Here is a 14,160-nt window from a genome sequence, read left to right on the forward strand (position 1 = left end):
ACGGAGCGCTACGTCGCCGTGTGGCGGGGGAGTAGCGCCCGCGCGCGTGGAGCCGATCTGTTGCGACGTCGGTACGTCCTGCCGTGGTGAGGGTGACCGGCGAGTGACAGCGCCCGTCGGCGGCACGTAGCGCCCGCGCGCTCAGGGGGGCGCAAGGGCGCAGTGGTACGGCGTTCGCCGAGCCGGACGATTCCGTTTGTGCCCGATTGATGCTGTGCCCGTACCGTACAGTGAGGCAGAATCGATATTGACTGTTCATACGCGACGGCCAAGTGATCACGCGGCGCAAGATTCCGCAGGTCCGACGTGTCGTCCGCAGTACCGACCCGAGCCCACGACCCAGCCCCGTGGCCGTTGAGGCCGCCGGGACATCACGCCAGGCCCATGGCACGCATCCGTTGGACCGCCCCGCACGTCATCACTGACCGAAGGCCCAGGCCCCATGCCTCCCACCCTCGCCTCGCTCGTCCACCACTCCGCGCTCAGGCTGACGGTGCGCGCCGGTGAGGAGCACCTCGACCGGGCAGTGCGCTGGGCGCACGCGAGCGAACTCGCCGACCCGGTGCCCTACATGGAGGGCGGTGAACTTCTGTTGATCACCGCCCTCAAACTCGACGCCGAGAACCCCGAGGCGATGACCCGCTACGTGAAGCGCCTCGTGGGCGCCGGTGTCGTGGGTCTGGGGTTCGCCGTCGGGGTGCATTACAAAGAGGTGCCCAAGGCGCTGGTGGACGCCGCGACGACGGAGGGGCTCCCGCTCCTCGAAGTACCGCGGCGCACCCCGTTCCTCGCGATCAGCAAGGCCGTGTCGGCCGCCATCGCCGCCGAGCAGTACCGCGCCGTCACGGCGGGCTTCGCGGCGCAGCGTGAGCTGACGAAGCAGGCGCTGGGCGCCGGGCCCGAAGGGCTGCTCTCCGCGCTCGCCACCCAGGTCGACGGCTGGGCGGCGCTCTACGACGCGTCGGGCGCCGTCGTGGCCACCGCGCCGGAGTGGTCGACGCGCAGGGCCGGACGGCTCACCGAGGACGTCGAGCGGCTGCGCGAGCGCCCCGCCCCGGCCGCCGCCGTCGTCGCGGGCACGGAGGACCGCGTCGAACTGCACTCGCTCGGCACCGGGCGGCGCCCGCGCGCGGCGCTCGCCGTGGGCACCGCGGCCAACCTCGGCACGGCGCAGCGCTACGCCGTGCACGCCGCCATCTCGCTGCTCACGCTCACCATGGAACGCTCGCGCTCCCTGCACGCGGCGGAACTGCGCATCGGCGCCGCCGTGCTGCGCATGCTCCTCGCGAACGAACCGGACCACGCGCGTGCCGTCGCCGGCGACCTCTACGGCGGCCTGCTGGACGCCCCGTACCGGATGGTCATCGCCGAGGCGACGTCGGCCGCGTCCGCCTCGCGTGCGCTGGCGGACGTCCTGGCGCCGAGCCTCGGCAGGTCGGCGGTGGCCGGACCCGCGGGAGGCGGCACGGTGAACATCGACCCGCTGGAGGCGCTCGTCGACGTGGTCGAGTCGGCCGCCGCGCGGTCGGGCGAGGCGGTGCTCGCGGTGCCCGAGGGAGGCCGGCTCGTCCTGCTGGTCGGCGACGGGGGAGCCGCCGCCGACGCCTGCGCGGGTTACGCCGAAGCGCTGGAGATGGCCCGCGGCGTCGCGTCCGATCCGGCGAAGGCCGGCGACTTCGCCGTCGTCATGGGGTGCTCCGCCCCGGCGGGCCCCGTGGCCGCCACCACCGCGTACAAGCAGGCGCAGCAGGCGCTCTCCGTGGCACGGCGGCGTGGACGCGCGCTCGTGGAGCACGCGGAGGTCGCGGCCGGCTCCGTCCTGCCGCTGCTGGCCGACGACGCCGTACGGGCCTTCGCTGACGGACTGCTGCGCGCGCTGCGCGAGCACGACGCGACGGGGCGCGGCGACCTGGTGGCGTCGTTGCGCGCCTGGCTGTCCCGGCATGGCCAGTGGGACGCCGCTGCCGCCGATCTCGGGGTGCACCGGCACACGCTGCGTTACCGCATGCGCAGGGTCGAGGAGATCCTCGGACGCTCCCTCGACGACCCGGACGTTCGCATGGAGCTGTGGCTGGCGCTGAAGGCGACGTCGGGCACGGAGTAGGCACACGACGCGGACACCGCGCGGGAGGCCGCTCGCCGTACCCCTGGGGAAGAGCGCCGTTGCCAGCATGCCGCGGGGCAACGCTGCTCCGCCCGAGTGACGGCGGCCAATCTGTAGTAGCGGCCTGGCCGACTGCTACGTGGCGGACAAACGACCACCCCGCGCGTCGCCCCTACGGTGGGAGCCAAGAGACCCCATCGCGGAAGGGCCGGTCACCGAAATGACGTCCACCCACGCCTTCTGGCTCGCAGGCCGTCAGGCCACCGGCGAGCGCACCGTCGATGTCACGAGCCCCTGGGACGGGCGTGTGGTCGGGCGGATGGCCATCCCCACCGACGCCCAGGTCGAGGAGGCCGTGGCGGCCGCGTACGCGGTGCGCGACGAGTTCGCCCGCACCCCGGCCCATGTGCGCTCGACGGCGCTCGACCACGTCTCCCGGCGCATCGCGGAGCGCACCGAGGAGATCGCCGCGCTGATCTCGGCGGAGAACGGCAAGCCCATGAAGTGGGCCCGCGGCGAGGTCGGCCGCGCCATCTCGGTGTTCCGCTTCGCCGCGGACGAGGCGCGCCGCTTCAACGGCGGCGACGGGCAGCGCCTGGACACCGACCCCGGCGGCGCGGGGCGCCTCGCCTTCACCCGGCGCTTCCCCAAGGGCGTCGTCCTCGGGATCGCGCCGTTCAACTTCCCGCTGAACCTGTGTGCGCACAAGATCGCGCCGGCCATCGCCGCGGGCGCGCCCATCGTCCTCAAGCCCGCGCCCGCGACGCCCCTGTCGGCGATGCTGCTCGGGGAGTTGTTCTCCGAGACCGACCTGCCCGCGGGCGCCTGGTCCATCCTCCCGGTGGAGAACGACCGCATGCCCTCCCTCGTCCAGGACGAGCGCCTGCCGGTGATCTCCTTCACGGGCTCCGACAAGGTCGGCTTCGCCATCCTCGACTCCGTGCCGCGCAAGCACTGCACGCTCGAACTCGGCGGCAACGGCGCGGCCGTCGTCCTCGCCGACTACTCCTCCGACGCCGACCTCGACCACGCGGCGTCGCGGATCGCGGCGTTCTCCAACTACCAGGCCGGCCAGTCCTGCATCTCCGTGCAGCGGGTGATCGCCGACGCCTCCGTCTACGACCGGCTGGTGCCGCGCATCGTACGGGCCGTGGAGGCGCAGGTGACCGGGGACCCGGCCGACGACGCGACCGACGTGGGCCCGCTCGTCAGCGAGGACGCGGCGCAGCGCGTGGAATCCTGGGTCGACGAGGCGGCGGGCGCCGGTGCCACGGTGCTCACCGGCGGCAAGCGCGACGGTGCCGCGTACGCCCCCACGGTGCTCTCCGACGTCCCCGGCGGTGTCACGCTGGCCCACGAGGAGGTCTTCGGGCCCGTGGTCAGCGTCGCGCGCGCGGAGGGCGAGGAGGCGGCGTTCGCGGCCGTCAACGAATCCAAGTACGGCCTCCAGGCGGGCGTCTTCACCCATGACGTGCAGGCGGCGTTCCGGGCGCACCGCGCGCTGGAGGTCGGCGGCGTCGTGATCGGCGACGTGCCCTCGTACCGCGCGGACCAGATGCCCTACGGCGGCGTGAAGCGGTCCGGCGTCGGGCGGGAGGGCGTGCGCTTCGCCATGGCGGACTACACGTACGAGCGCGTCATGGTGCTCACTGGGCTCGACCTGTAGGCATACAACGCGCGCATTGCCCGCCGCGCCAGGTCCGCTCCGAACACTTCCTTCAGGGGGCGTACGAACTTTCATCGCGCGCCCCCTGAAAGTGTGTTGCGGGCATATGCGCGCGGGCCGTTCCCGGTCGCGGCAGGGACCCTCGCTTTCGGTGCGTCCGGCGCCATACGCGCGCGTTTTGTACGCGAACGGTGTGCGACGTAGCGGGAGGCGGCGCTTCCCCGGAGGACGGGACGCGGGGGAGCGCGGTGCTGCGCCGAACGGCCCCGGGCTGATAGCAATCGCGGCAAGCGGGTACATACGACCGAGTACAACCGGCCGGTAACCCGTCGACCGGAAGACTTCCCACAGCCCAGTCGCGGCGAGGTGACGCACTATGTCCGCACCCACGACCCCCACGCCCCGTCCCTCCGTCAGCGAACACGAGGCCCGCAAGGTCGCCGAGGAAGCCAGGGAGCAGGACTGGCACAAGCCGAGCTTCGCCAAGGAACTGTTCCTCGGGCGTTTCCGGCTCGATCTCATCCACCCGCACCCGCTCCCCGCGGACGACGACGTACGGCGCGGAGAGGCGTTCCTGGAGGCCCTGCGCGACTTCTGCGAGAACCAGGTGGACTCGGCGTTGATCGAGCGCGAGGCGCGCATCCCCGACGAGGTCATCAAGGGGCTCAAGGGCCTCGGCGCGCTCGGCATGAAGATCGACACCAAGTACGGCGGCCTTGGGCTCACACAGGTGTACTACAACAAGGCGCTGGCGCTTGCCGGTTCGGCGAGCCCCGCCATCGGCGCCCTGCTGTCGGCGCACCAGTCGATCGGCGTGCCGCAGCCGCTGAAGCTCTTCGGCTCGCAGGAGCAGAGGGACGCCTTCCTGCCGCGTTGCGCGCGTACCGACATCTCCGCCTTCCTGCTGACGGAGCCCGACGTCGGCTCCGACCCGGCCCGCCTCGCCACCACCGCCGAACCCGACGGCGACGACTACGTCCTCGACGGGGTGAAGCTCTGGACCACCAACGGCGTCGTCGCCGACCTCCTGGTGGTCATGGCGCGCGTGCCGGCCTCCGAGGGGCACAAGGGCGGCATCACCGCCTTCGTGGTCGAAGCTGGCAGCGAGGGCATCACCGTGGAGAACCGCAACGCCTTCATGGGGCTGCGCGGCATCGAAAACGGCGTCACGCGCTTCCACCGGGTCCGGGTGCCCGCCGCCAACCGCATCGGCCCCGAGGGCGCGGGTCTCAAGATCGCGCTGACCACCCTCAACACCGGACGCCTGTCCCTGCCCGCCATGTGCGCGGGCGCGGGCAAGTGGTGCCTGAAGATCGCCAGGGAGTGGTCGGCGGTCCGCGAGCAGTGGGGCAGGCCCCTGGCGCGGCACGAGGCCGTCGGCGCCAAGATCTCCTTCATCGCGGCCACCACCTTCGCGCTCGAGGCCGTACTCGACCTGTCGTCCCAGATGGCCGACGAGGACCGCAACGACATCCGCATCGAGGCCGCGCTCGCCAAGCTCTACGGCTCCGAGATGGCGTGGCTCATGGCCGACGAACTCGTCCAGATCCGCGGCGGCCGCGGCTTCGAGACCGCGGCGTCCCTCGCGGCCAGGGGCGAGCGCCCCGTCCCCGTCGAGCAGTTGCTCCGCGACCTCAGGATCAACCGCATCTTCGAGGGCTCCACCGAGATCATGCATCTGATGATCGCCCGCGAGGCGGTCGACGCCCACCTGTCGGTCGCGGGCGACCTCATCGATCCCGAGACGACGCTCGGCGACAAGGCACGCGCGGGCGCGCGCGCCGGTGGCTTCTACGCACGCTGGCTGCCGAAGCTCGTCGCAGGGCCCGGCCAACTCCCCGGCTCGTTCGCGGAGTTCCACCCCGCGGGCCACGCCGACCTCGCCGGGCACCTGCGCTACGTCGAGCGTGCCGCGCGCAAACTGGCCCGCTCGACCTTCTACGCCATGTCGCGCTGGCAGGGCCGCATGGAGACCAAGCAGGGCTTCCTCGGCCGCGTCGTGGACATCGGCGCCGAACTCTTCGCGATGAGCGCGTCCTGCGTCCGCGCGGAGATGCTGCGCACCACGGGCGAGCACGGGCGCGAGGCGTACCAGCTCGCCGACACGTTCTGCCGGCAGGCGCGTATTCGCGTCGACGAGTTGTTCTCCCGTCTGTGGACCAACACCGACGGCACGGACCGCCAGGTCGTGAAGAAGGTCATGGACGGGGCCTACACATGGCTGGAGGAAGGCATCGTCGACCCCAGCGGTGAGGGCCCCTGGATCGCCGACGCCGAACCCGGCCCCTCCCGGGCGGAGAACGTGCACCGTCCCATTCGCTGACCTGACCACCCGCGCGTATGGCCCGACCGCTCAGGACGTAGCGGGCGGGCCGCGCGACGTGGCGGCATCGGGGCGGACCGCACCGGGAACACGGAGCACGTCGCGTGACGGGGTGCACAACGGTGCGCGGAACGAGGCCGACGACGCCGCACCGTCCCACGCGCTCCTGCACCGTCGCCCGCCGCACCCCGCGCCGCCCCGTTCCGCCGCGTCCCGAGTCGCCCCCAGCCGCGCCGTACGGGGCCAGGAGGCCCGGTTCGCCCACTTCATGGCGGAAGTCCGGGGCGCCCTGTCAACGCGCACAGACGGAGCGGCAACAATGGGGGGATGACCGACAGGCCCTCACCGCTCGCAGACCCGCATATCGCCTTCGCCCCACACGGGGCGGCCGACGGCGCGCGGGACATCGTCATCCTCGGTTCGACAGGTTCGATCGGCACCCAGGCCATCGACCTGGTGCTGCGCAACCCGGACCGCTTCCGGGTCACCGGACTCTCCGCAGCGGGCGGGAAGGTGGGGCTGCTCGCCGAGCAGGCGCACCGGCTCCGGGCCGAGACGGTGGCGGTCGCCAGGCACGACGCGGTGGACGCGCTGCGCGAGGCGCTCCGCGCGCAGTACGGCCGGAACGACACCATCCCGGAGATCCTCGCGGGCCCCGAAGCCGCCACACAGCTCGCAGAGAGCCCCTGTCACACGGTCCTCAACGGCATCACAGGCTCCATCGGCCTCGCTCCGACCCTCGCGGCACTACGGGCCGGACGCAGCCTCGCGCTCGCCAACAAGGAATCGCTCATCGTCGGCGGCCCGCTGGTGAAGGCCCTGGCGAAGCCCGGCCAGATCATCCCGGTCGACTCCGAGCACGCGGCGCTGTTCCAGGCCCTCGCAAGCGGCACCAGGGCCGACGTACGCAAGCTGCTCGTCACGGCCTCAGGAGGGCCCTTCAGAGGCCGCAGCAAGGCCGATCTGGCCGACGTCACCCCCGAGGACGCGCTCGCCCACCCCACGTGGGCCATGGGACCGGTCATCACCGTCAACTCGGCCACCCTCGTCAACAAGGGCCTTGAGGTCATCGAGGCCCACCTGCTGTACGACATCCCGTTCGACCGCATCGAAGTGGTCGTGCACCCGCAGTCGTACGTGCACTCCATGGTGGAGTTCACCGACGGCTCCACCATGGCGCAGGCCACGCCGCCGGACATGCGGGGGCCGATCGCGATCGGACTCGGCTGGCCGGAGCGCGTGCCCGACGCGGCGCCCGCGTTCGACTGGACGAAGGCCCTGTCCTGGGAGTTCTTCCCGCTGGACGACGAGGCGTTCCCGGCGGTGGGACTCGCGCGGCACGTGGGGCAGCTCGCGGGAACCGCGCCCGCGGTGTTCAATGCCGCAAACGAGGAGTGCGTGGACGCGTTCCTGAACGGCGTCCTGCCGTTCAACGGCATCATGGAGACTGTCACCGAGGTCGTCGCGGAACACGGCACGCCTCGCGCGGGAACCTCACTGACCGTCGCGGACGTCCTCGAAGCGGAGACCTGGGCGCGCGCCCGGGCACGTGAACTGACGGCGAAGGCGACCGCGGAGGCCCGCGCATGACGGCACTGATGACCCTGCTCGGGATAGTCGTCTTCGTCCTCGGACTGCTGGTCTCCATCGCCTGGCACGAGCTGGGGCACCTGAGCACGGCCAAGATGTTCGGCATCAGGGTGCCGCAGTACATGGTCGGCTTCGGCAAGACCATCTGGTCCCGCAAGCGGGGCGACACCGAGTACGGCGTCAAACTGATCCCGCTCGGCGGCTACATCCGCATGATCGGCATGTTCCCGCCCGGCCCCGACGGCCGCATCGAGGCGCGCTCCACGTCGCCCTGGCGCGGCATGATCGAGGACGCGCGATCGGCCGCGTTCGAGGAGCTGGAGCCCGGCGACGAGACCCGCCTCTTCTACACGCGCAAGCCGTGGAAACGGGTCATCGTGATGTTCGCGGGCCCCTTCATGAACCTCATCCTCGCCGTCGCGGTCTTCTTCGGCGTCATGATGACGTTCGGCGTCCAGACCCAGACCACGTCGGTCGGCAAGGTCTCCGACTGCGTCATCCACCAGAGCGAGCAGCGCGACACCTGCCGCAAGGGCGACGCTCCCACCCCCGCCAAGGCGGCAGGACTCGAACCAGGCGACAAGATCGTCGCCATAGACGGCAAGCCGATGCGCAACTGGAACCAACTCCAGGACACCATCCGCGACACCATCGGCCCCGCCACCATCACCGTGGACCGCGACGGCGCCCAGAAGGACCTGCACGCGACGCTCATCAAGAACCAGGTCAACAAGACCGACAGCGACGGCGAGTACGTCGACGGCCAGTACGTCACCGCCGGCTTCCTCGGCTTCAACCCCGCCTACGGCATCGTGAGGCAGTCGTTCGGAGAGTCCTTCGACCGCATGGGCGACATGATCGAGTCGGGCTTCGAGTCCTTCGTCGACCTGCCGTCGAAGATCCCCGCACTGTGGGACTCCGCGTTCCACGACGCGCCGCGCCAGCCCGACTCGCCGATGGGCGTGGTCGGCGCCGCCCGCGTCGGGGGACAGGTGTTCAACCTCGACATTCCGCCCGAGAACCAGATCGCGATGATGCTGTTCCTGGTCGCGGGCTTCAACCTGTCGTTGTTCCTGTTCAACATGCTGCCGCTGCTGCCGCTCGACGGCGGCCATATCGCGGGCGCCCTCTGGGAGGCCGTCCGGCGGCATACCGCGCGCGTGTTCCGCCGCCCCGACCCGGGCCCGTTCGACGTCGCCAAGCTCATGCCGGTCGCGTATGTGGTCGCCGGGATCTTCATCTGCTTCACGATCCTTGTCCTGATCGCGGACGTCGTTAACCCCGTCAGAATCTCCTGACAACCGGCGATTCACCCAGGCCGGGCACCGTGGGGTGCCCGGCCGACTCCGATGGGGGCAATCGGGACCGGGTCGCGTCCGCCCGGCGGCCGGTGACGTAATCTCGAAACCCGAGCCCGCCGACGACGGGACACCGTCCAGATCTTGGGGATGCACAGCAGATGACTGCGATTTCTCTCGGTATGCCGACCGTACCGATCAAGCTCGCCGAGCGGCGCAGGAGCCGTCGGATCCAGGTGGGTTCTGTGGCGGTGGGTGGGGATGCGCCGGTGTCGGTGCAGTCGATGACGACGACGCGGACGTCGGATGTGGGTGCGACGTTGCAGCAGATCGCGGAGTTGACGGCGGCGGGGTGCCAGATCGTGCGGGTGGCGTGTCCGACGCAGGATGATGCGGACGCGTTGCCGGTGATTGCGCGGAAGTCGCAGATTCCGGTGATTGCGGATATTCATTTCCAGCCGAAGTATGTGTTTGCGGCGATTGATGCGGGTTGTGCGGCGGTGCGGGTGAATCCGGGGAATATCAAGCAGTTTGACGACAAGGTGCGTGAGATTGCGGGGGCGGCGGCGGGGGCGGGGACGCCGATTCGTATCGGGGTGAACGCGGGGTCGTTGGACAGGCGGTTGTTGGAGAAGTATGGGCGGGCGACGCCTGAGGCGTTGGTGGAGTCGGCGTTGTGGGAGGCGTCGTTGTTCGAGGAGCATGGTTTCCGGGATATCAAGATCTCGGTGAAGCACAATGATCCTGTGGTGATGGTGAATGCGTATCGGCAGTTGGCGCGGGCGTGTGATTATCCGTTGCATCTGGGGGTGACGGAGGCGGGTCCTGCGTTTCAGGGGACGGTGAAGTCGGCGGTGGCGTTTGGTGCGTTGTTGTCGGAGGGGATCGGGGACACGATTCGGGTGTCGTTGTCGGCTCCTCCGGTGGAGGAGGTGAAGGTGGGGGCGCAGATTCTGGAGTCGTTGGGGTTGCGGCAGCGGGGTCTGGAGATTGTGTCGTGTCCTTCGTGTGGGCGGGCGCAGGTGGATGTGTACCGGTTGGCGGATGAGGTGACGGCGGGTCTTGAGGGGATGGAGGTTCCGTTGCGGGTTGCGGTGATGGGGTGTGTGGTGAATGGTCCGGGGGAGGCGCGGGAGGCTGATCTGGGGGTGGCGTCGGGTAATGGGAAGGGGCAGATTTTTGTGAAGGGTGAGGTGGTGCGGACGGTGCCGGAGTCGAAGATCGTGGAGACGTTGATCGACGAGGCGATGAAGATCGCGGAGCAGATGGAGAAGGACGGCGTCGCCTCCGGCGAACCTGAGGTCTCCGTCAGCTGAGTTTGTGGCTTCAGGGCGAATCGCCCCTCATCGGTTGTGTCGACCGGTGAGGGGCATTGCTGTTTCGTGGGTGGCATTTCTTCGACATGCTTATTCTCGTATGAATTCGTCCTCGATTTTTGGAGCGTGGTGGCGTGCTCGCCGCGTTGGCGTGGGGCGCGAGCCGTGCGTGGGTGGTCGAGTGCCGGGCGCCGTTCTACGTCGCGCACGTCGCCGTGCCGCGTCGCGCTATATCGCGTGATGGCGACGTAGCGGGCGTCGGACCGCGCCGACGTCGCGCGTGGCGGGCGCACCGTGGCGGTGACGTAGCGCCCCGGGACGTCGCTACGTGTGTGCTCGGCTCCGCTCCGTCGTGAGCGCTCCGCCCGCACCGTTCCGCCCCCTGAACCGGGCGGCGTACTGAAGAATCGACAGGTACAGTGCGGAGACCAGCAGACCGTATGGTGAGGGCTCGCCCAACGTGTTGACTCAGACGACCACCAGGGTCCTCGAACCGAGCGACCTCTCCGCCGCTCTCGCGGTACTCGACCGTGAGCCCGTGGCCAATGCCTTTGTGGCGTCCCGTGTCCAGGTCGCGGGGCTGGACCCCTGGCGGCTCGGCGGGGAGATGTGGGGCTGGTACGCGGACGGAGTCCTGCAGTCGCTGTGCTACGCGGGCGCCAACCTCGTACCGATCTGCGCCTCACCGGAGGCCGTACGCGCCTTCGCGGACCGGGCCAGGAGGGCGGGACGGCGCTGTTCCTCCATTGTCGGCCCCGCGGAGTCCACAGCACGCCTCTGGCGGCTCCTGGAGCCCACCTGGGGCCCCGCGAGGGAGGTCCGCGCGCGCCAGCCCCTCATGGTCACCGACCGGCTTCCCGGCGACGTCGCCCCCGACCCGTACGTGCGCCGTATCCGCAGGGACGAGATCGAGGCGATCATGCCGGCCTGCGTGGCGATGTTCACCGAGGAGGTCGGCGTCTCGCCCCTCGCGGGCGACGGCGGGCTGCTCTACCAGGCACGCGTCGCCGAGCTTGTCTCGGCGGGCCGCTCCTTCGCCCGCCTCGACCAGAACGGCAACGTCGTCTTCAAGGCCGAGGTCGGCGCCGCCACCGACCGCGCCTGCCAGATCCAGGGCGTCTGGGTCGCCCCCGAGTACCGCGGCCAAGGCCTCGCCGCACCCGGAATGGCCGCCGTCCTGCGCTACATCTTCGCGGACATAGCCCCCGTCGCCAGCCTCTACGTGAACGACTTCAACACCCCCGCCAGGGCCGCCTACCGCCGCGTCGGGTTCCAGGAACACGGCGCGTTCATGAGCGTCCTCTTCTGACACTCCCCGCCGCGGGCCCGCGCCCGTATAAAGCGCGTTCCGTCTTCTACGGCTCCGGTTTCCAGGACGCTTCGGACCATTCGAACCAATAGCCGAAGATCCCTCGGGCCCGCCCACCACGGAGGGGTAGTCTCGCCGACATGCTGCGCATCCCCGGCCGCTCGGCCCACGCGCCCGACGACAACGTGCTGATCGGCCCCCTCGACCTGGCCGCACGCGTGGACGACGCGCTGGCCGTACAGGCCCTCGCCTTCGGCCTCACCGACGACGAGATCAGCGTGCGCAGGCAGATCGTGTTGCGCCATATCACCTACCCGGGCGCCCGCGCCCTGGGCGCCACCCGCGACGACGGCCGACTCGTCGGCTTCGTCTACGGCATGCCGAACAGCCGCGCCCACTGGTGGTCCACCGTCGTCGAGCCCTACCTGTACACGCGCGGGCAGAGCGGCTGGCTGGACGACTCGTTCGTCATCACCGAACTGCACGTCCTGCCGCGCTACCAGAACCGCGGCGTCGGCCGCGCCCTGATCACCACGATCACCGACAGCGCCGAAGAGCCCCGCTCGATCCTCTCGGCCATCGACATCGAGAGCCCAGCCCGCGGCCTTTACCGCTCCCTCGGCTACCAGGACCTCGCGCTACAGGTGCAGTTTCCGAGCGCCCCGCGCGCCTATGCCGTCATGGGCGCACCGTTGCCCCTGCGCCGTCCCTGAGGCCCCTTATCGATTTCCGCGCGTGTGCTCAGCCGGGCTAATCTCCTGCCACACCCGATCCCCGCAGGAGTTCACCATGGCCCACGTCCAGCGCATGTCCCGTCTGATGGCCAAGACGCTGCGCGACGACCCGGCGGACGCCGAGACGGTGAACCACAAGCTGCTGGTCCGCGCGGGCTACGTACGGCGCAACGCCGCCGGGCTCTGGAGCTGGCTCCCCCTCGGCAAGAAGGTCTTCGACAACGTCTCGCGCATCGTCCGCGAGGAGATGGACGCCATCGGCGCCCAGGAGGTCCTGCTGCCCGCCCTGCTGCCCAGGGAGCCCTACGAGACCTCGGGGCGCTGGGACGAGTACGGGGACCTGCTGTTCCGGGTGAAGGACCGCAAGGGCGGCGACTACCTCCTCGGACCCACGCACGAGGAGATCTTCACCCAGGTCGTCAAGGACCAGTGCACGTCGTACAAGGACCTGCCGGTCATCCTCTACCAGATCCAGACCAAGTACCGGGACGAGGCGCGCCCCCGGGCCGGAGTGCTGCGCGGGCGCGAGTTCCAGATGAAGGACTCGTACTCGTTCGACACCACGGACGAGGGCCTCGCCGCCTCCTACGCGCTGCACCGCGAGGCGTACCAGAAGATCTTCCGGCGGCTCGGCCTCGACTACCGCATCGTGTCCGCCGTCTCCGGCGCCATGGGCGGCTCCGCGTCCGAGGAGTTCCTCGCCCCCGCCGCCGCCGGTGAGGACACCTTCGTGCACTGCTCCGCGTGCGACTACGCCGCGAACACCGAGGCCGTCACCTTCACCGCGCCCCCCGCCGCCGACGCGGCGGCCCACGGGCCCGTGGAGGAGCTGGACACCCCCGACACGCCGACCATCGAGTCCCTCGCCGGCCATCTCGGCGTGCCCGCGTCCGCGACCCTCAAGAACCTCCTGGTGAAGGTCGACGGGGAGATCACCGCCGTCGGAGTCCCCGGCGACCGCGAGGTCGACCTCGGCAAGCTCGGGGAGCACCTGGCGCCCGCCGTCGTCGAACTCGTCACCGCCGAGGACTTCGAGGACCGCCCCGACCTGGTACGCGGCTACGTGGGCCCCCAGGGCCTCGAGAAGGTGCGCTACCTCGCCGACCCGCGCGTCGCCCCCGGCACGTCCTGGATCACGGGCGCCAACAAGCGCGACAAGCACGCGCGCAACGTCGTCTGCGGCCGCGACTTCGACGTCGACCAGTACCTCGACGTCGTGGTTGTCGAAACGGGCGACCCCTGCCCCCGCTGCGGCGCCGGGCTCCGCCTCGACCGCGCCATCGAGATCGGCCACATCTTCCAGCTCGGCCGCAAGTACGCGGACGCCTTCCAACTCGACGTCCTCGACCAGAACGGCAAGCCCGCGCGGGTCACCATGGGCTCGTACGGCATCGGCATCTCGCGCGCGGTGGCCTCTCTCGCCGAGCAGACGGCGGACGAGCAGGGCCTGTGCTGGCCGCGCGAGGTCGCCCCCGCCGACGTGCACGTCGTGGCCGCAGGCAAGGCGCTCCAGACGGAGCTGGCGCTCGACGTCGCGGAGCAACTGGGCGAGGCCGGAGTCAGGGTGCTCGTCGACGACCGCGCCGGGGTCTCCCCGGGGGTCAAGTTCACCGACGCGGAACTCATCGGCGTCCCCACGATCCTGATCGTCGGCCGCCGCGCGGGCGACGGCGTCGTCGAACTCAAGGACCGGCGGACCGGGGAGCGCGAGGAACTGCCGGTGGCGGACGCCATCGCGAGGGTCACGGGCTGAGCCACCGACCGAACTCTGCACCGTCGTCTGGCGTTCGTTGCCTGCCGCTACGTGTCGGCGGGCACGC

9 protein-coding genes are annotated in these 14,160 nt (G+C 70.5%); all 9 read left to right on the top strand.

Annotated features, from left to right (window positions below):
* The first annotated feature begins 442 nt into the window (after nt 1-442).
* The 9 genes from ACIBIW_RS30770 (at nt 443) to ACIBIW_RS30810 (ending at nt 14,093) form a co-directional block, all read left to right on the top strand.
* The gene (locus ACIBIW_RS30770; RefSeq protein WP_399340759.1) at nt 443-2,104 is read left to right on the top strand and encodes a PucR family transcriptional regulator; all 1,662 of its coding nucleotides are present in this window, start codon (nt 443-445) and stop codon (nt 2,102-2,104) included.
* A 220-nt stretch (nt 2,105-2,324) separates the two neighbouring features.
* Complete coding sequence (locus ACIBIW_RS30775; RefSeq protein WP_399340761.1) at nt 2,325-3,770, top strand: aldehyde dehydrogenase family protein; 1,446 nt, start codon at nt 2,325-2,327, stop codon at nt 3,768-3,770.
* Nucleotides 3,771-4,146: 376 nt separating this feature from the next.
* Nucleotides 4,147-6,093 (top strand): acyl-CoA dehydrogenase family protein, encoded by a 1,947-nt coding sequence (locus ACIBIW_RS30780; protein ID WP_399340762.1) that lies wholly within the window; start codon nt 4,147-4,149, stop codon nt 6,091-6,093.
* A gap of 327 nt (nt 6,094-6,420) precedes the next feature.
* Nucleotides 6,421-7,683 (top strand): 1-deoxy-D-xylulose-5-phosphate reductoisomerase, encoded by a 1,263-nt coding sequence (gene dxr / locus ACIBIW_RS30785; RefSeq protein WP_399340764.1) that lies wholly within the window; start codon nt 6,421-6,423, stop codon nt 7,681-7,683.
* Nucleotides 7,680-8,981, top strand: a complete 1,302-nt coding sequence (locus tag ACIBIW_RS30790; protein WP_399340766.1) for a M50 family metallopeptidase — start codon at nt 7,680-7,682, stop codon at nt 8,979-8,981. Before dxr ends, ACIBIW_RS30790 begins: the two co-directional genes overlap by 4 nt.
* Nucleotides 8,982-9,142: 161 nt before the next feature.
* On the top strand, nt 9,143-10,297 hold the full coding sequence (ispG, locus tag ACIBIW_RS30795; protein ID WP_399340768.1) for a flavodoxin-dependent (E)-4-hydroxy-3-methylbut-2-enyl-diphosphate synthase: 1,155 nt from the start codon (nt 9,143-9,145) through the stop codon (nt 10,295-10,297).
* A 460-nt stretch (nt 10,298-10,757) separates the two neighbouring features.
* Nucleotides 10,758-11,606, top strand: a complete 849-nt coding sequence (locus ACIBIW_RS30800) for a GNAT family N-acetyltransferase (RefSeq protein ID WP_399340770.1) — start codon at nt 10,758-10,760, stop codon at nt 11,604-11,606.
* Nucleotides 11,607-11,746: 140 nt separating this feature from the next.
* On the top strand, nt 11,747-12,319 hold the full coding sequence (locus tag ACIBIW_RS30805; RefSeq protein WP_399340773.1) for a GNAT family N-acetyltransferase: 573 nt from the start codon (nt 11,747-11,749) through the stop codon (nt 12,317-12,319).
* Nucleotides 12,320-12,395: 76 nt separating this feature from the next.
* A complete protein-coding gene (locus tag ACIBIW_RS30810; protein ID WP_399340776.1) occupies nt 12,396-14,093 on the top strand; it encodes a proline--tRNA ligase in 1,698 nt (565 codons plus the stop codon).
* The last annotated feature ends 67 nt before the right edge of the window (nt 14,094-14,160 follow it).

The sequence above is a fragment of the Streptomyces sp. NPDC050560 genome, assembly GCF_044457285.1.
In the GTDB taxonomy this organism is placed as follows: Bacteria; Actinomycetota; Actinomycetes; order Streptomycetales; family Streptomycetaceae; genus Streptomyces.

Bases quoted from the DNA above. Each gene is read 5' to 3' on its own strand.
- ACIBIW_RS30790 (WP_399340766.1), top strand. From the start codon at position 7,680: ATGACGGCACTGATGACCCTGCTCGGGATAGTCGTCTTCGTCCTCGGA.
- ispG (WP_399340768.1), top strand. From the start codon at position 9,143: ATGACTGCGATTTCTCTCGGTATGCCGACCGTACCGATCAAGCTCGCC.
- ACIBIW_RS30775 (WP_399340761.1), top strand. From the start codon at position 2,325: ATGACGTCCACCCACGCCTTCTGGCTCGCAGGCCGTCAGGCCACCGGC.
- ACIBIW_RS30780 (WP_399340762.1), top strand. From the start codon at position 4,147: ATGTCCGCACCCACGACCCCCACGCCCCGTCCCTCCGTCAGCGAACAC.
- dxr (WP_399340764.1), top strand. From the start codon at position 6,421: ATGACCGACAGGCCCTCACCGCTCGCAGACCCGCATATCGCCTTCGCC.
- ACIBIW_RS30810 (WP_399340776.1), top strand. From the start codon at position 12,396: ATGGCCCACGTCCAGCGCATGTCCCGTCTGATGGCCAAGACGCTGCGC.
- ACIBIW_RS30770 (WP_399340759.1), top strand. From the start codon at position 443: ATGCCTCCCACCCTCGCCTCGCTCGTCCACCACTCCGCGCTCAGGCTG.
- ACIBIW_RS30805 (WP_399340773.1), top strand. From the start codon at position 11,747: ATGCTGCGCATCCCCGGCCGCTCGGCCCACGCGCCCGACGACAACGTG.